The organism is Chryseobacterium sp. CT-SW4 (assembly GCF_048572715.1).
In the GTDB taxonomy this organism is placed as follows: Bacteria; Bacteroidota; Bacteroidia; order Flavobacteriales; family Weeksellaceae; genus Chryseobacterium.
In genome coordinates this window covers 2,058,911-2,075,673 of the sequence record NZ_CP183840.1, presented here as the reverse complement: position 1 = coordinate 2,075,673, position 16,763 = coordinate 2,058,911, and the positions used below count along the sequence as shown (strand labels likewise).

Sequence of the window (16,763 nt, the reverse complement as noted above, 5' to 3'; positions counted from 1 at the left end):
ACGGATGAACTTTTATAAAATTCTGAAACGGGGTGAAATCTTAATTCCGATCCAGCTCCATGATTGAAGACCTTTAGGCTCTGCAACGTTTTTTACCGCTTTCATACCGTCTCCGGCAAACAGTAAAGACTGTCCCACATTAATGGTGATGATCTTACCGACCTGAGCATTAAATACAAGATCGGCCTCGGTCCCCAGATAAGAGGAAAGCCCGTTTCCTAATTTCCCGTTTGAGGTAAAGAGGTGTACATGGGCATCCAGTGAAGTTTGCGGATTGAATTTTATAGAGTTTTTGATATAATAATCATTAAGCCCGAAACTGTTAAAATAGCTGGCTCCGGAATAAAAATAATCCATAAAGCCGTTAAATTTATGATTCGTTCCGTATAAAGGACTAAAGGCTCTGTTGTTGCCCGCAGAGGTATTGGAGCTGTTTCCTGAAAGCCATTCCGTACCGAAAGTGGAGTTGACTTTTGGAGTCCACGCAATATCTCCGTTTACACTGAACTGGTAAGCGGATTTACTTTGTCCCGCCGTATTTTTTCCTGTCTGATAATAAGCAGACCCGAAAAGCTTTACATTCTGAAGGGTTTTGGAAAGATTAATACCTACCGTAAACATATCAAAATGAGTTCCTGAAGGAGCCTGGAGCACATTATTCATACCAATGGCAGAAAATCTGAAACCTGGATTTTTATATTCATAGTGAAGGATTTGCAAAGATTTTGTAATTTCTCCGCCTTCTGCTACCGTATACAGCTCTTTGTCATCAAGATCATTGGTATCATTATCATCGTTGTTGTAGGTAACCACTGCTTCCAGTTTTGAATTTTTACCGAGAAGGAAAACTCCTTTTAAAGCATCAAAGCTGCGTCCCTGCATAGCCCAGTCCAAACCGCCTACAAGACGTTCGTCGTCATAAGCTAGAATTTGTCTACCCAGCTTAATTCCGGCTTTTTCGGAAATCTGATAGTTGGCCCAAGCTTCATTAAGTATGAAATTCTGATTTTTAGCAGCATTAGAAGTGTTTTCGCCCCATGTTCTTACATCCTGAACAGAAAAATAGATTTCCAAATTTTTGTAGTAATAATCTACCCCCATACGGGCTCTTGATAAAACTGTGGTTTCTGCGGATTTACCTTTTGGGATAAGGGTTCTGGCTCCGTTATCGAGCTCACCACGGGTTCTCAGGTCAAAATTTACTTTCAGGCTGTCAATCTGGGCATTCACCGAGACTGCTGCAAAAGAAAGAAGAGCAGTAGTAATAATTTTTTTATGCATTGTATTTTTAATAAGTTGTTATCTTATAAGTTTTATGGCAGGCAACACAATTGTTGAGAAGCCTGTTCATGGTCTTCTGAATTTCCTGCTGATCACGGTTTTCCCGTGACATTTTGCTTATCTCATCAAAAAGTGCATGAGTTTCCATACCCATTGTCTTGAAGCCGAACGGTAATGACTTTATCAAACTGTTGGGTACAGAATCTACTTTGCACGTTCCTGACTGTTCGCTTACTGGGAAAATTTTTGACGGTTGTTTTTCTGCTATTCCGGCATTGATGCTTTGAATGCTTTCCAGGAAAGTTCTCATTTCCGCCATAACGAATTCACGGTTTTCTTTTGACATTTTGATCTCTGTCCTTCCGTCAGCGGTTTTGGGGCCTGTGGAACCCAGGAAAACAAACTTTCCGATCAATATTACATTGAGGATAACGGATAATAATAAAACAACGGTCAATACTTTTCTTTTCATAACTATTAATTTTTTAGCTTGGTCTTTCGCAGCCTTTTCTCGTGTAGAAGTACCAGTTAACGGCAGTAGCCATTACACAGCCTACGATAAGGAACCAGAAGAATAAGCGGGTATCTCCTGAAAGTGAGCGTGACTGGGAAATTAGAACGTTAAATACAAACGGACCAAAGGCAGCGATGGCAGCTGTCCATCCGATTACTCCCGCTGCTCTTCGCGGGGATTCTGCAAAAATAACAGGGTACTGTTTAAAGGTAGCTGCATTTCCGATTCCTGTAAAGAAGAAAATCGCAAGAATAATAACCAGGAATACATTAAACTGATCTTTGGAAGTCGGAGTAAGATACCCTCCGAAAATTAAGGCCAGAAAAAGAATAATTAAAGCAATTCCCGTAATGTGGGTAAGAATTGCTCCGCCGGTTTTATCGGCAACCTTACCAAAAATAATTCGGGTAGCCGAACCGATAAGCGGTCCGTAAAACGCAAATTTCAAAGGGTCAAGATCACTTTCCAGGGGGACATATAAATTTTTGATCAATAAAGGAAAAGCCGCAGACAATCCTGCAAATATTCCGAAAGTCATGATGTAGGTCATCGTACAATACAAGGTGTGCTTATCATTGAATATATCCAGCTGTTCCTTGAATGACGCCTTTACCGGAATACTCTTTAATGAAAACCATGCCCATATTCCCACAATAAATAAAGGAAGGATATAAATGAAAGCAATGTTTTCCAAGAAGATTTTTTTTCCGGTTTCCGCCACTATCTCACCTCCGCCAAGGAAAGAGAATATCCCGACGCTCATTACAATAGGAGACAGCAGTTGTACTAAGCTCACCCCGAAATTTCCTACTCCCGCCTGGATTCCTAAAGCGGTTCCCGATTCCTTTTTTGGAAAGAATAAAGAAGTAGAAGGCATATAAGAAGAGAAGTCTCCGCCCCCGATTCCTAAAAGAAAACCGATAAACATAAAATAACCAAATGATGATGTGGGGTCCATTACGGCAAAGCCCAGCATAACCAGCGGAATGATTTTAAGGAATGTAGTCACCGAAATAATTTTCCGTGTACCGTAAATAGGAATAAGGAATGTATTCACAATTCTTAATATTCCTCCTGCCAGACCAGGCATCGCTGCCATCCAGAAAAGCTGGTCATCAGTAAAAGTAAAGCCTATCTGGGGAAGCTTTATCACTACCACACTGTACAGGAACCAGGTAGCAAAAGATAAAGTAAGGGCTACTGTGGTAACGGTGAGTGTTTTCCAGGCGATCTTTTTTCCTGTTTTTTCCCAGAATTCTTCGTTGGTAGGATCATAACTTGTTAACCAATGTGTGTTCTTCATGTGTGTTATATTTTAATCTTAGTAATAATTATTATTTAATCTCAATTTGATCTTTGATGTGAGGAGCTTCCCGGTGAGTCATTTTTTTAATGATATGGTTCATCCAGAAAAGAGACACAGCCGAAACAAAGAAGACAAAGATCCATGAGCTGGTCCATAAACCGGAGAAGTCCAGCAGATATCCGAACAGGATAGGACCTATAAACCCTCCCAGTCCTCCGATAAGGCCTACCATTCCCCCTACAACTCCTACTTCCGAAGGAAAATATTCAGGGATATGTTTATAAACGGCAGCTTTTCCTACACCCCATACAATTCCGATGAGAATAACCAGTATGGTGAATACCCATAGATCGGCTTCGAATTTGATTAAAGTAACCCCTTGGGCCAATAGCTGTTTTTTCTGAACCTGATCATTCTGCTTTACCAAAACTTCCTGCCATGAAAAGCTTTGTGGAAGTATAGAAGAACTTTCCGGGATATCAGGTTTGGGCTGAATACTGACAGTGTCATTTCCTGCAATGAGACGGTTGGCCTCTACAGCTGTTACCGTTCCGTTTTTCTTTGCAGTAACCCCTTTCCCCGGCGTTAGGATTTCCATTTTAGGAAGCATCAGTAAAGCACTTATAATTAAAGAGGAGTACAGTACCCAATACATCACCTTACGGGCCCCGAACTTATCGGAAAGATACCCGCCAAAAGCTCGGATCACCCCACTCGGAAGACTGAAACAAGAAGTTAAAAGCCCTCCCAGGATTAAAGATGTTTTATAAACATTTACATAATAAGGCAGTAACCATTGTGAAAAGGCTACGAATAAGCCGAATACAAGAAAATAATATAGACCGAACCTCCAGACTCTCATTTTGGATAAAGGAGCAAGCTGTTGGGAAAGCGTTTTATTCTGTGCTTCCGGCTTTCTGTTTTTTACAAGAAAAAGAAATATGAGCCCTATTACAATTAAAATGACTCCATATAATATAGGCAGTGTCCGCCATCCGTTCTCAGGATCGGATTCTGAGAAAAAATTCAATAGAGTAGGTGCGAAGAAAGTCGTTAAAGCGGCTCCGGCATTTCCCATTCCGAAAATACCTAACGCCCGTCCCTGCCATTCTTTAGGGTACCATGCTGAAGTAAAGGCAACTCCTACCGCAAATGAAGTCCCCACCATCCCGAATAATGCACTCAGCAGGAAATAAGTCCAGTAAGATTGTGCATAATAAAGCAGAAACAGAGGAATACTACATAAAAGAAGAAGTATGGAAAATACCTTTTGCCCCCCATACTTATCCGTAAGAATACCCAGCGGAAGACGCATTACGGATCCGGTAAGAATAGGAATACCCAGCAGCCATCCCGTTTCTACCACATTCCAGTTGAATATATTATTATCAACAAGATAAGTCACCAATACACCATTCAACGTCCAGCAGGCAAAGCATATCGTAAAAGCCAATGTGTTAAGGAAAAGAATACGATGTGCAGCATTTAAATTCGGTTTCATATTGTTTAGTATTTATAAGCTCTTCTTTAACATCCCAAAACAAAAATATGATAAATGAGATATAATTATCCGATTTAAAATCGTAATTTTGGAAAATATGTTTTAAATCATATTATTGTTTTATATTGATGATATAAATGAGTTAATAAATGATTTTGGTCATTGATTTAAATGGATAAATGCTTTATCTATTTAGAATGCATATAAACAGTAAGAGGGCTTTAATTAAAAAAATGCGATGAAAGAAATTAAAATGTTCATGTGCGGAATAATGGTTCTGACCACTTTATCAGCCTGTAAAAATCCTGAGAATTCCAAACAGAAAGAAAATGCGGTGGTTACACAGCAGAAGACGGAAGAAAAATCCCATGTACACGCTGATGATCCGGCTTATGTAACTAAAGAAATTAAGGTAACGGGAAATGTGATCACTCCTCTGGCCCTTACGGTAGACTCACTGAAAAAGATGGATGTAAAAGATCTTAAAGATTTTAATATCATTTGTCAGTCGGGTTTAACTAAGGATAAGATCGAATCTACAAAAGGAGTATTGCTGAAAGATATCCTGAACAAGGCAAAAATTGAACAGAAGGATCATACCGACCGAAACTTTTACATTGTTGCCCGTGCGGCAGATGATTATAAAGCTACTTTCTCATGGGCGGAAATTTTTAATAACCCGAATGGGGAGCAGACGTATATTTTATTTGAACAAAATGGTCAGCCTTTAAAAGATAAAGGAGAAATGATCGTAGTAAGTATGAATGATACCAAAACAGGTCCCCGTCATGTAAAATGGCTGAAAAGTATAGAAGTACACCGTGTAGAATAATAGATTTTACAATAAAGGATAAATTAGTCTTTTATTCTTAAATTTTTTATCTTTGTAGTATAAAATAGAAATTGGAATGTTTTCTAAAACCTGTGAATATGCTATACGTGCGCTGATCTATACTGCACAGATGTCCAAAGAAGGCCATAAAATCGGAATAAAAGAAATTGCTAAGGGAATTGATTCTCCGGAATATTTTATTGCTAAAATTCTTCAGGATTTAGGAAAAAAAGGCTTTGTACAGTCTATGAAAGGACCTACCGGCGGATTTTATATGGAAAAAGAAAACCTTGATCATACCATTGCAGATATCGTAAGGGAAGTGGATGGAGATAAATTGTTTTCCGGCTGTGGCCTGGGTTTGAAAGAATGTTCGGAAGACCATCCATGTCCCATCCATAATGAATTCAGACACATCCGTAAAGCAGTCAGTGACATGCTCGAGAGATCGACGATCAATATGTTTGTGGAAAACCTGGATTTAAAGCTAACTTTTTTAAAGCAGTAAAATGGAAATTGCCTTAAAAAAATCTATGAAGAACCTTCGTCTAAAGATGGCTATCGTGTATTGGTAGATATCTGAAAACAATTATTTAAATGAAAACAAAAATGGAAAAAAGAGATATTGAAACACGGGAAGATGTAATCCGGCTGGTAAATACGTTTTACGATAAGGTAAGGGAAAATACAGTTCTGGGATATATATTCGATGATGTGGCGAAAGTGGATTGGTCCCATCATTTGCCCAAAATGTATTCCTTCTGGTCCAGTATACTTTTAGGAGAAAAAAGTTATGATGGAAACCCTATGCAGATCCATGTGAAGCTGGGTAAAGAAACCACGATGTCCGATGTGGAATTTTCCGAATGGATCCGAGTTTTTTCTGAAAATGTAGATGCGCAGTTTGAAGGGGAGAAGGCAGAGGAAGCGAAGATCCGGGGAGCTAATATTGCCAGACTTATGTTATTTAATATAGAGAGAAGTTAGTACTGAAAGCAGAGATTAATCTCTGCTTTCTTTTTTTTAAGATTCAATACGGGATTTCTTTATGCCCGTATTTGAATTAGATTTCCGTTTTCTAAACCTTTCATTTTGATTTTCCAAAGTGATTACTGATATATTCCGAAGGAGTGATCCCTTCAAACTGTTTGAATACACGGTTGAAAGTGGATTGGCTCGTAAAACCTGCTTCAGTGTATATATACATTAAGGTGACCTTTTGCAGGTCACTCTGATCTAATAAAGTTTTTACATACTCGATTCTGTATTGATTGATATAATTATTGAAATTTTTATAACCTTTGATACGGATTACCTTGGATAAGTAGCTGTAACTGACTTCCAATTGGGTGCTTAATTTAGTAATATCCAGTTTAGGATCCCTGTAAGGCTTTTCTGTTTCCATTGTTTTCTTCAGCCTTTCAATAAAATCTTCCAGCTGCTTTCTATCCATATCATAAAAAGGATTTTCACTTGCTTTATGAGCCTGGAATTCCGGAATAGTATGGGCTTTAGGATGGGAGAGCGCAAGCTCGGAAAGGATACCTATTCTTTTGATTTTATCATTAAAGATAAAGAGTAATGCAAGAACAGTAAGGTTGTATGTGAAAAGAATAATATCACAAAAGACAGCCTCGTCACGCGTATAACGGGGGAAGCTTAAACCGGCGAATCTGTTGACAAAAAAACAAATAACAATAGTAGCTGTTGCATATAAGGCAAAAAATACGGCTTCCTTCTTTGAGAAAAAGATATATGCAGCAATAGGTATGGGAAATAGGGTTACATAGCTTCCCAGAGAATTATCCCAGAAGGTAAGTAAAATGTAGAAGTTATAAATAGGAGCCAGTATGAGATAATATTTTATAAGGCGGTTGGCCGTATACTTATTTTTGATGATATTATAAGTATAGCTCAAAAAAACAACACCTATAATAAGATACCATACCATCTCTGTATTCACTATAAAAAATTTGTATAGAACAATAAAGAAAATAAGTATTCCAATGGTTAAGCACATGTAATAATGAATAAACTTTTTCTTAATTTTTTCGATTTCTATTGAATAATTTTTTTTCATTAGCGCAAACGATTTAAGTTAATTTTAAATAATGGTTGTGTTATTTATTTGATAATCAAATATTTAATTTGCTTAAGTTCATATTTGATATTGCTTGAGGTTTACATTTTTTGATTTGCACAGGCCAATATCTTTGTATTTGAAAATTTCAGAAAAAGGGACTTCCGAGTGGTAATTAGCAAGCAATTAAAAAAAACGAATATTTTAATATGTTTATTCATATTAAGCTTTTTTAAAGGTGCTGATAATTTTCTGACATCAAATATAGAATTTTTTTTAGCAAACCGCATATTGGGATTAATAAACAGAGTTCATCTGAAAAGGAATCACCTTCACAGGAATCTAACCGGATAATTCATGCAGATGTTACGGTTGAAAATTTGATTTTTATTAAAAAGGGAACCCTCATTTCGGGGATGAAATATGTGAAGATTAAAAAGCATGCATCCCGGAAATATTCTACTTCTCAAAAAAAGAAAAAAGAGAAAATATCTTCTACTCAAAAAAGAAGGAAATACCTTAAACCTTTAAAAAACAGCTGGCTGTATTTCTCCGGAGGGAGGTCGAAAAATTATTTTTCGCCCACAACAAAAATGAGTGGGATATGCATTAGCAATAGTGAAAAGAGGGATAAATCCATACTCAGTCACGAAATTGTAATTGCGGCTGTTCTTAATATCTGTTGTCATAATCATACAGGTTATAAAAAAATCGGAATTGCAAAGAAAATTTTAAAAAACTTCCGGATAAGGCCTCCTCCTTTCACAATGGATATATAAAGTAAAACACATATGATGATCAAAAATTATTTTTAATTAAAACTTAAAAAATGAAAATAAATCTGACTTTATTGACCACTGCGCTGTTTTCATCAATAGCATTTGGCCAGGTGGGAATAAACAATACAATTCCTAAAGCTACTTTAGATATTAAAAAAGGAGCTTCTGCTAATTTTCCCGAAGGAATTTTAGTGCCCAGTTTTACCGTAAGTGAACTGGAGACCAAAGATGCTGATTATGGAGATGATCAGAATGGAGTAATGGTTTTTATAGCATCCGGGACAGGAAATACCGGAAAAACAGCCAATATTTTAGGCGCTGGTTTTTATTACTATGATTCGGCAACCCAGCTATGGGTGGCTACCGGAAGTAAGCAGCCCTGGTATTCCCAGGCAACAGGGCAGGGAGCTACATCCAATTCGGAAAACATTTACCAGGTGGGACAGATTGGTGTAGGAAGTTCTACTATCAATACCTCTGCCCAGCTGGATATTGCCTCTTCCAATAAAGGAGTGCTTATTCCCCGTCTGTCGGCTAATGAAAGAGAAAATATTACTTCTCCGGCGAATGGACTGATGATTTTTAATACCAGTACCAATTGTCTCAATTATTATGACGGAACGGTAGGTAAGTGGCTGAGTCTTTGCGGAACTTATGACCCGGCTAAATTTAATATTATCAATTGTGATGCACCTACGGGACCGTCCGGAACGTATACGCAAGGAACGACACTGGGTACCGGAAATACATACACGCTGTCTTTAAATATTACAGAGATAGGGACGTATCAGATCATGGGAACAACTACAAACGGATATTCTTTCAGTAAAACCGGAGTTTTTACCCAGACCGGAAATCAAAATATAGTGCTGGAAGCTCAGGGAACTCCCGCAAACGGACCACAAACAGATGCGATAAGCTTTACCTTTAACGGAATAAGTGTAACGCCCAATTGTAGTTTACCGGGAATCAGTGTTGCCGGAGCTACGACCTCTTTCCAGGTGGACTGTACGGGGGCTGTTTTAAATGGGGCGTATTCAACAAATATAGCGTTGGATGGAACCCATTATATAGATATTCCAATTACGTCGGTAACTACACCGGGAAGTGCCGTCATAGAAACCCCGATTATTAACGGAATTAAATTCTCATCGGGATCAGTGAATATTACTGCGGCTACTACAAGCATCAGGTTATATGGACAGGGAACTCCTACTGCCCCGGGTACCAATCTGTATTCATTTACACCTCCAGGAACTTCTTCAGCGTGTTCGGTTTCAGTAAATGTTGTGACGTCTACAGGGACATTTGCATCGCCTGCCAACAGGTGTACGGATATTTTATCTGAAGATGCTGCCTCTAAAGACGGTTACTACTGGATCAAGGATGCAGCCGGAAATAAATTTAAAACTTATTGTGATATGACCAACGGAGGATGGACTCTTGTAAAATCACTTTCTGAAAGACAAATTATTGTGGTGGAAAGAACCCAGAGTGAATCTATCGGTTCACAGGGATCCCGGAATCCTGTGACAACGGAGGCCGGAGTATTTAATGAATATGCCTTCTCCGTACCCGCTGCAGTTGTAAACAATGTAGGAAGCGGTATTGGTAACAGAAATGTAAGATTTACAATCAAGGAAAAAGGACATACCACTGCTGCCGGTGCTACGGTATCTCAGGTGGAAAGCTCAACAGTAGCGCCGGTTACTGATACATGGGCGTTGAATAATTACTGGAATGTTACCATCACAGACGGAGGAAATCCGGCTACCGGAAACTATACGAGTGACGGATATAACAGTGAAGGTAAATTATTTGGATTCTCGTGGGGCAAACCTTCATCATCAAGTACCCAGTATGTCTTTAACGGGACTAATTTTGCTGCTAATCCTCCGGGATTCTGGAGTGAGGCAGGATTCTTTACAGGATTCTATAGTGGACTTGGATATGTTTCCAATAATAATGCAGTGAACAACCTTACTTATACTTCCTCTAACGGAGCCCAGGTGACGTTTAATAAATATTATATCAACGATTTATTCGGATTGTATCTGAATAATGAAATGCAGCTTAATCACCATATCGGAACATGTGCCAACAGTTCGGATGATTATGCAGGGGAAAGTTACTGTAATGCAGGCTGGAGTAACTGGAGAGCCCATAACTTTAACCAGAGACCTGATGGTTCTTATGAAGGAAGGATTATTCAGTACTGGGTTAAATAATTAAAATCATTTTTTAATTATAATTTAATTTTATGAGGAAGCAGAGATCAATCTCTGCTTCCTTTTTTAATCCCATTTTTTTAATTCATAAGCGGCTTTCCAGAATAAATATTCCATTTTGGAGGCTGTTACAAAAGCTTCAGTCATTCTTTTACGGATATCACCGGTGGTATTTTTGGCTGCCCTGTCCGTTATTTCAACAGCACGTTGAACCGCAAGGGAGAACTCTTCACCACCATACGTATCAATCCAGTTCTGATAAGCATTGTCAGGCTTTTTCTGTTGGTTCAGAATATGATCTCCCACTTTCTTATAGATCCAGAAGCAGGGTAGAACCGCTGCCATGGCTATTTCCACAGCATCCAGTGCCGACGTGCTTTTTAAAAAATGAATATAATGATGGCAGGCAGGCTCTAGGATGCCTTTTTCCGATACCCCGAACTCTTTAAAATAAGATTCATGCAAAGCGTTCTCCACAAGAATTGCATTCTCAGCAAAACGCATAAAAGAAAGCACATCCTGAATATCACTAGCTCTGGCAGCAATCAGTGACAGTGTCCTTCCGAAATGTTCCAGGTATAAAGAATCCTGGGCAATATAAAACTGAAACTTTTCCTTAGGCAGTGTGCCTTCTGATAATTCCGTAATAAAAGGCATTTGGAGAATTGCATTATAATCAGGCTCTATTTGTTGCCATGTAATTTCAGACCATTTCATTCTTGATAAGTTGTTGAGGGTTAAAAAAATGATTGAGAGGACCGTTTCCTTTTCCGGTTATGACGTCTTTTCCGTTCTTAATAGCTTCATAAACGTAAGTCTGACCCATAGATACGGAGTCATATAAGCTTTTCCCCTGAGCCAGATAAGCAGCTATGGCGGAAGATAGCGTGCAGCCGGAGCCATGGGTATTGGAAGTGGGGAGCTTTTCAGAATTAAACGAATGTATTTCCCCATCAGCATCAAAAAACAGGGAAGTGATTACATCCGATTCCTGATGCCCGCCTTTAAGAAGTACCGATGGACATCCCAGCTGAAGAATACGTTCTCCGGCGGTTTTCATATCATCAGGTGTTTTTACTTCCATTTTAGCCAGAATAGCCGCTTCGTCCATATTAGGAGTAATAATATCGGAAATAGGAAATAAAAGCCTGATAATGGCGGAAACCGTTTCTTCTTCGATAAGCCGGTGACCGCTGGTCGCGACCATAACAGGGTCAAAAACAATCGGAACTTTTTTATATTTACCAAGAGTATGGGCTATGGTTTCCACTAATTGCGGGGTATGGACCATCCCGATTTTGATCGCATCCGGAAAAATATCATTCATAATCGCTTCGATCTGATCTCCTACCGCCTCTTCGGGAATAGGATAAATCTTTCTTACACCCTGTGTGTTCTGTACCGGCAGGGCGGTTAATACCGAAGTAGCAAAGCATCCCAATGCCGAAAAAGTTTTAATATCAGCCTGTATACCCGCTCCGCCGCTTCCGTCAAATCCGGCAATCGTCAATACCGAAGGATAAGTATATTGTTTCATTGTAAAATTTTATTTTTAAGTTGCCAGGCTGCTTTTTGCGGATCTGGAGCAGCACATATGGCTGAGACCACCGCAATACAGTCAGCACCGGCTTTTATTATCTGTTTTGCATTTCCCAGGTTAATATTTCCAATAGCAACGAGGGGCTTATCTGTGAGACTTCTTATTTTTTCAATTCCTTGGATTCCCCATTCTGTAACGGTATCGTTTTTAGTGGGAGTTCTGAAAACGGGGCTTATACCCAGATAATCGGAAAGAAGCGTATTTTCACTTTCCAATTGATGAAGATACTCTATGGAATAACCTACTATTTTGTTCCGGAAAAATGGATCTTGTTTTAAAATAAGTGGCGGCGTGTCATTGTTTCCCACGTGGATACCTTCCGCATCTGCTTTTTTAGCAACCTCCGTATTGTCATTAATGATCAATGGAATATTATGCTTATCGGTGAGCTCTTTTAAGCGTTGTGCATTTTGAAGAAATAAGTGATCCGAACAATCCTTTTCTCTAAGCTGGATAATATCTACTCCGCCTAAGATCGCCTGTTCCGCCACCCTGATTAAATCTTTTCCCAGACAGTCTTTTTCTGAAATAACCAGGTAAAGCCGATAGGGGAAGGAAGGATGTAAACTCATGATATGCTTATTTTTAAATGATCTTTAAATTCTTTTTCTGAAATATTGTAAAGCTTGTCCAGAATATTCATTTGTAAGCTTCCCGGTCCCGCGCTTTGTTTTGCTGCTAATTCGCCGGAGACCCCTAGTAATCCCATTCCCGCAGCAACAGCTTCCGTAACGTTGTCTGTAGTTCCAAGGAAAGCCCCGATAATGGCAGTTGCGGAACAGCCCAGCCCGGTAACTTTCGTCATAAGAAGATGTCCGTTATGAATGAAAATGGTTTGCTGTTGATTGATAATAATATCTGTTTTCCCGGAAATGCATACCGTATTGTTATGTTGTTGGGAAAGGCTTCGGGCAGCATCGATGGCTTCATCGCTGCTGGCTGTACTGTCAACTCCTTTAGTAGCGGTTTTATTAACCCTGGCTAAAGCAATGATTTCAGAAGCATTTCCCCTTATAACGTGAGGTTGGTAAGATAGTAACCGGCCCAGGAGATCATCCCGGTGAGAAGTGGCACCTGCTCCGACAGGATCCAGAATCCAGGGCTTATGTTGTGAATGAGCGGTTTCGGCAGCCATTACCATAGCTTCGGCCCAATATTCATCCAGTGTTCCTATATTGATGACCAGTGAATTGGAGATATGGGTCATTTCCTTTACTTCGGACTTCGAATGTGACATGACGGGGGAAGCTCCGATCGCCAGGAGGGCATTGGCAGTTGTATTCATAACGACATAGTTGGTGATATTATGAACAAGAGGAGACTGCTGCTTTACGGCAAGAATATGTTTCCAGAGATTTTTTTCCATAGTTATTCATTAGATAAAATAAGCTTTAGGAAAATCTGAAACAAAAGCAATCTGGGATTACTTATTGCTTTTCCCTACGTCGGTGTCAGCCGTATCAGGTTCAAAGGGACTCTCTCAATTCTTTTCAGAATACCCCTAAAGCAGTACAAAAGTATGAAAAATTATAATTCCCGCGTCTTTAGCAATAAAATCATGAAATGTTTTAAAAGTTAATTAAACAAATATAATGAGACTTTTTGTAGTCTTTTATTAACTATTAATACAAGATATTATGATATTAAACAGTTTTTAAACAATTGTGTTGTTATTTTTAGCATAATTAATTTTAAATCAATACATTTACCAGGATTGAAAAAGAATTTTAAATCTTCGTTTTATAGGTTTGTTGTCATTCAACAGGAGAATAAAACTCTATAATGAGTTAGAATGATAAACATAAAGAGGGCTAACAATTCATTGGTTTCAAGAGTATAAATATATTTTAAATCAATATAAAGAATGATCAAAAAACCCTTGCACAGTTTCCATATTCCGGTGATGGGACTGGCATATACCATTGACAGCCCTATTCGTGTGGCTCAATATGGAATTTCTTCAGTAATCTCTATTATAGATGATGAAATTGTAGAGAAAATGAAGGAATTCTATAATAAAAAGTTTAACTTCAATTACTCAAGCATTTCTACCAAAACTGAAGATTATCGGGCAAAAAGAATTACGGATTATCTCGATATGGTGGATGATATCGTTACCGAAAAATTTGAGAACTTTAAGCAGGAGATCAGTAAAAATACAGACTCTCTCAAAGCTTTTATCGGGATGCTTCCCAATAAGTCTGAATTGAAATCGGGATTGCAGAATATCATTAATCAGAAAGATAATATTGCGCTTAATCTCAAGAACTTTATAGAAGCCAATCTGGTTGCGGGAAGTATAGATGTCAATATTATGACCAAGGTAGACAAGGACAACTATTCTAAAAATCAGCAGCTGCCGGTAATGTATAACGATGCCCATTCCTCTCTGAGGGGGTTTGCGAAAAGTAAGTTATCGTCCTCTCTGGTGCTTTCGGCGGGTATGAACCCTCGACTGTACAGCTATATTGAAGAATTTGATGATTTCTTTCCTGATGCCAATGGCTTTATTAAAAAGAAAATCATCCTTAAGGTAAGTGATTTCCGTTCGGCAATGATCCAGGGAAATTTCCTGGCCAAGAAAGGATTATGGGTTTCAGAATATAGGATAGAGTCGGGGCTTAACTGCGGCGGACATGCCTTTGCAACGGATGGGCTGCTTTTAGGACCCATCATGGAGGAATTTAAGAACAGAAAACATGAGCTTATTGAGTCTGCTCATGCGTTGATGATTCCGGCTTTGGAGCAAAAAGGAAAGTTTACGGTTGCGGAACCATTAGAAATGAAAATAACGGTTCAGGGTGGGGTAGGAACCTCCGAAGAGCACGAATTTTTATTGGATAATTATAAAGTAGACAGCGTAGGATGGGGATCTCCTTTTCTATTGGTTCCCGAAGCTACTTCAGTGGATGCTGAAACCCGGGAGCTGCTCGTAAAATCAAAGCAGGAAGACTTTTTCCTTAGTAATATTTCACCTTTAGGAGTACCTTTTAATACAGTGAAAGGTATGTCTAATGAGATTTTGAAGCAGGAAAAGATCAGTAAAAATAGATTTGGAAGCTCTTGCCCTAAAAAGCTTTTAGCACTCAGTAAAGAATTTTCACCTCAGGGAACCTGTACGGCTTCCAAAAAATACCAGGAAATTAAGCTTAAAGACCTGGAGATGCAAAAGGGAGAATTAACAGCCTTGGAGTTTCAGGCTAAAAAAGATGGGATTACAGAGAAATCCTGTTTATGTGTAGGTTTGGTGAATTCCGCCTATATGGAGCAGGGGATTGCTGTTAAAGGAGAAAAACAGGGAGTGGTAATATGTCCCGGACCGAACCTTGCTTTTTTTGATAAAGAAGTTCCGCTTTCGGATATGGTAAAGCATATCTACGGGAATGCAAACGTACTGGCAGATGAAGAGCGTCCGAATATGTTTATCAATGAGCTTAAAATGTATGTGGATTACCTGAAAAAAGAAATATCTGCTTTTTCCGGTACTATCGCTCCTGCCCAGGCAAAAAAATGGAAAACCTTTAAAGATAATCTTCTGAATGGTGTTACTTACTATGAAACATTATTCGGGGAATCCAAGGCTTTTCAGCTTAGTGTAGAAAGAATAAGGAAACAATTGGCGCACTATAAGTCTGCTATAACGGACATTCATATTCCTCAAATAGTAAAATAATTATAGAAGCTCTCACTTAGTGAGAGCTTTTTTTATAATTGATATTCTTTGCAATCGTGGTAAATTTTTATGAAAATTAAGAATAATGATGATTTTTGTAATTATATAATTTTTAAAATACTTTAAATTTTATTTTTATTTAAATTTTAATAAATGATTATTGTTGAAATCTATTTTATATAAAATGGTATTTATTAAATTATTTAAATTAAATATTTAAATTTGTTAAAATTTAAATAAAAATAAAATTATAATAATAGGTGCAGCCATGGGAATTGGGAAAGCTCCGGCGAAAGAACGGGATTGTCAAACAGTTTTATTTAATGTGGGTAAATTTCAAATTATCTGCACATCAACTTAAATAGAGCTCCTTAGGCGGAATCCGTGGTACTGTTAAACGGACCGTTTATATAGCAATAAGCTGCTGATATCGGAACGGCTAAAATGCCGGAATAGAATATGTTAAAGATGGAATTTTAACCAATATCATCGCACCGGGAGCTATTCTTACTTCTATGGTGGCTGATGCTTTTAAGCGGATAAATCCAGATAATCCTAAAAAAGCGGAAGTGGAGTACACCCATCGTAATCCTGCAAGGGCTTTAGGGAAGCCTAAAGACGGAGCAAAACTGGTCTCATTTCTGATTAGTGATGAAAATGGATATGTAAATGGGTGGACATGGTGGTGACTCTGATCTATATTGTAATTCCTAATTATTGCGGTAATTTTCAATATACTTAATAAAAAAAATGCCTCTTTTGCCGGAGGTGCTTTTTATTTTATGTCTGATTTTTAATAAATCTTTATAAACGCCCTCTTATTCTTAAATAATTTGACTGCCCCGAAAGTGAGTATAGACCGTACGCGCCTCTATTTTTACTGAAAAAAAGAGGTGAAATATAAACCTTATAATCTTCTCTTTACGGCTGCTGTAAACCCTTGTTCTCACACGCGAGGGAATACGAGGG

At 38.4% G+C, this 16,763-nt stretch carries 15 protein-coding genes and 1 riboswitch; of the genes, 6 read left to right on the top strand and 9 right to left on the bottom strand.

The genetic code is table 11. From position 1 onward, the window contains the following. Positions 1 to 12 precede the first annotated feature (12 nt). From ABJ974_RS09340 to ABJ974_RS09325, 4 genes are read right to left on the bottom strand one after another with little or no spacing between them, the layout of a single operon-like run. A complete protein-coding gene (locus ABJ974_RS09340) occupies positions 13 to 1,281 on the bottom strand; it encodes an alginate export family protein (protein WP_419867978.1) in 1,269 nt (422 codons plus the stop codon). A gap of 7 nt (positions 1,282 to 1,288) precedes the next feature. After that, the gene (locus ABJ974_RS09335) at positions 1,289 to 1,753 is read right to left on the bottom strand and encodes a hypothetical protein (protein WP_419867977.1); all 465 of its coding nucleotides are present in this window, start codon (positions 1,751 to 1,753) and stop codon (positions 1,289 to 1,291) included. Between the two features lie 13 nt (positions 1,754 to 1,766). After that, a complete protein-coding gene (locus ABJ974_RS09330) occupies positions 1,767 to 3,098 on the bottom strand; it encodes an MFS transporter (protein ID WP_419867976.1) in 1,332 nt (443 codons plus the stop codon). Positions 3,099 to 3,129: 31 nt separating this feature from the next. Then, positions 3,130 to 4,602: an MFS transporter gene (locus ABJ974_RS09325; RefSeq protein ID WP_419867975.1), complete on the bottom strand. Its 1,473-nt coding sequence runs from the start codon at positions 4,600 to 4,602 to the stop codon at positions 3,130 to 3,132. Positions 4,603 to 4,840: 238 nt separating this feature from the next. Here ABJ974_RS09325 and ABJ974_RS09320 point away from each other — a divergent pair, with 238 nt between their 5' ends. The 3 genes from ABJ974_RS09320 (at position 4,841) to ABJ974_RS09310 (ending at position 6,421) form a co-directional block, all read left to right on the top strand. Further along, positions 4,841 to 5,434 carry a molybdopterin-dependent oxidoreductase gene (locus ABJ974_RS09320; RefSeq protein WP_419867974.1) on the top strand — a complete coding sequence of 198 codons (594 nt, stop codon included), beginning with the start codon at positions 4,841 to 4,843 and terminating at the stop codon, positions 5,432 to 5,434. Between the two features lie 76 nt (positions 5,435 to 5,510). Continuing rightward, positions 5,511 to 5,942, top strand: coding sequence for an RrF2 family transcriptional regulator (locus ABJ974_RS09315; protein WP_419867973.1), 432 nt, complete (start codon positions 5,511 to 5,513; stop codon positions 5,940 to 5,942). 89 nt (positions 5,943 to 6,031) lie between these two features. Then, positions 6,032 to 6,421 carry a group III truncated hemoglobin gene (locus ABJ974_RS09310; protein WP_419867972.1) on the top strand — a complete coding sequence of 130 codons (390 nt, stop codon included), beginning with the start codon at positions 6,032 to 6,034 and terminating at the stop codon, positions 6,419 to 6,421. 100 nt (positions 6,422 to 6,521) lie between these two features. Here ABJ974_RS09310 and ABJ974_RS09305 read toward each other — a convergent pair whose 3' ends face one another. Beyond that, positions 6,522 to 7,514 (bottom strand): helix-turn-helix domain-containing protein, encoded by a 993-nt coding sequence (locus ABJ974_RS09305; RefSeq protein ID WP_419867971.1) that lies wholly within the window; start codon positions 7,512 to 7,514, stop codon positions 6,522 to 6,524. Positions 7,515 to 8,343: 829 nt separating this feature from the next. Between ABJ974_RS09305 and ABJ974_RS09300 the strand changes: the two genes are divergently transcribed. Next, entirely contained in the window at positions 8,344 to 10,521 is a 2,178-nt protein-coding gene (locus ABJ974_RS09300; RefSeq protein ID WP_419867970.1) for a fibrinogen-like YCDxxxxGGGW domain-containing protein, read from the top strand. A 66-nt stretch (positions 10,522 to 10,587) separates the two neighbouring features. Here the strand turns inward: ABJ974_RS09300 and tenA are convergent, their stop codons facing one another. Genes tenA through thiM form a run of 4 tightly spaced genes read right to left on the bottom strand, consistent with a single transcriptional unit; the run spans position 10,588 to position 13,487 of the window. Next, entirely contained in the window at positions 10,588 to 11,238 is a 651-nt protein-coding gene (tenA, locus tag ABJ974_RS09295; RefSeq protein ID WP_419867969.1) for a thiaminase II, read from the bottom strand. Next, positions 11,225 to 12,058, bottom strand: coding sequence for a bifunctional hydroxymethylpyrimidine kinase/phosphomethylpyrimidine kinase (thiD, locus tag ABJ974_RS09290; RefSeq protein ID WP_419867968.1), 834 nt, complete (start codon positions 12,056 to 12,058; stop codon positions 11,225 to 11,227). The genes tenA and thiD overlap by 14 nt, the downstream gene beginning before the upstream one ends. Next, a complete protein-coding gene (gene thiE, locus ABJ974_RS09285) occupies positions 12,055 to 12,693 on the bottom strand; it encodes a thiamine phosphate synthase (protein WP_419867967.1) in 639 nt (212 codons plus the stop codon). The genes thiD and thiE overlap by 4 nt, the downstream gene beginning before the upstream one ends. Next, entirely contained in the window at positions 12,690 to 13,487 is a 798-nt protein-coding gene (gene thiM, locus ABJ974_RS09280) for a hydroxyethylthiazole kinase (protein ID WP_419867966.1), read from the bottom strand. The genes thiE and thiM overlap by 4 nt, the downstream gene beginning before the upstream one ends. A gap of 54 nt (positions 13,488 to 13,541) precedes the next feature. Then, a riboswitch (TPP riboswitch) is annotated at positions 13,542 to 13,634 on the bottom strand. 351 nt (positions 13,635 to 13,985) lie between these two features. Between thiM and ABJ974_RS09275 the strand changes: the two genes are divergently transcribed. Both ABJ974_RS09275 and ABJ974_RS09270 read left to right on the top strand, forming a co-directional pair. Next, positions 13,986 to 15,794 (top strand): hypothetical protein, encoded by a 1,809-nt coding sequence (locus ABJ974_RS09275; protein ID WP_419867965.1) that lies wholly within the window; start codon positions 13,986 to 13,988, stop codon positions 15,792 to 15,794. A gap of 452 nt (positions 15,795 to 16,246) precedes the next feature. Continuing rightward, positions 16,247 to 16,483, top strand: a complete 237-nt coding sequence (locus tag ABJ974_RS09270; protein WP_419870961.1) for an SDR family oxidoreductase — start codon at positions 16,247 to 16,249, stop codon at positions 16,481 to 16,483. Positions 16,484 to 16,763: the final 280 nt, after the last annotated feature.

What these genes read in the sequence shown, in the direction of transcription:
- ABJ974_RS09340 (WP_419867978.1), bottom strand. Translation starts at nt 1,281, where the DNA reads ATGCATAAAAAAATTATTACTACTGCTCTTCTTTCTTTTGCAGCAGTC.
- ABJ974_RS09335 (WP_419867977.1), bottom strand. Translation starts at nt 1,753, where the DNA reads ATGAAAAGAAAAGTATTGACCGTTGTTTTATTATTATCCGTTATCCTC.
- ABJ974_RS09330 (WP_419867976.1), bottom strand. Translation starts at nt 3,098, where the DNA reads ATGAAGAACACACATTGGTTAACAAGTTATGATCCTACCAACGAAGAA.
- ABJ974_RS09325 (WP_419867975.1), bottom strand. Translation starts at nt 4,602, where the DNA reads ATGAAACCGAATTTAAATGCTGCACATCGTATTCTTTTCCTTAACACA.
- ABJ974_RS09320 (WP_419867974.1), top strand. Translation starts at nt 4,841, where the DNA reads ATGAAAGAAATTAAAATGTTCATGTGCGGAATAATGGTTCTGACCACT.
- ABJ974_RS09315 (WP_419867973.1), top strand. Translation starts at nt 5,511, where the DNA reads ATGTTTTCTAAAACCTGTGAATATGCTATACGTGCGCTGATCTATACT.
- ABJ974_RS09310 (WP_419867972.1), top strand. Translation starts at nt 6,032, where the DNA reads ATGAAAACAAAAATGGAAAAAAGAGATATTGAAACACGGGAAGATGTA.
- ABJ974_RS09305 (WP_419867971.1), bottom strand. Translation starts at nt 7,514, where the DNA reads ATGAAAAAAAATTATTCAATAGAAATCGAAAAAATTAAGAAAAAGTTT.
- ABJ974_RS09300 (WP_419867970.1), top strand. Translation starts at nt 8,344, where the DNA reads ATGAAAATAAATCTGACTTTATTGACCACTGCGCTGTTTTCATCAATA.
- tenA (WP_419867969.1), bottom strand. Translation starts at nt 11,238, where the DNA reads ATGAAATGGTCTGAAATTACATGGCAACAAATAGAGCCTGATTATAAT.
- thiD (WP_419867968.1), bottom strand. Translation starts at nt 12,058, where the DNA reads ATGAAACAATATACTTATCCTTCGGTATTGACGATTGCCGGATTTGAC.
- thiE (WP_419867967.1), bottom strand. Translation starts at nt 12,693, where the DNA reads ATGAGTTTACATCCTTCCTTCCCCTATCGGCTTTACCTGGTTATTTCA.
- thiM (WP_419867966.1), bottom strand. Translation starts at nt 13,487, where the DNA reads ATGGAAAAAAATCTCTGGAAACATATTCTTGCCGTAAAGCAGCAGTCT.
- ABJ974_RS09275 (WP_419867965.1), top strand. Translation starts at nt 13,986, where the DNA reads ATGATCAAAAAACCCTTGCACAGTTTCCATATTCCGGTGATGGGACTG.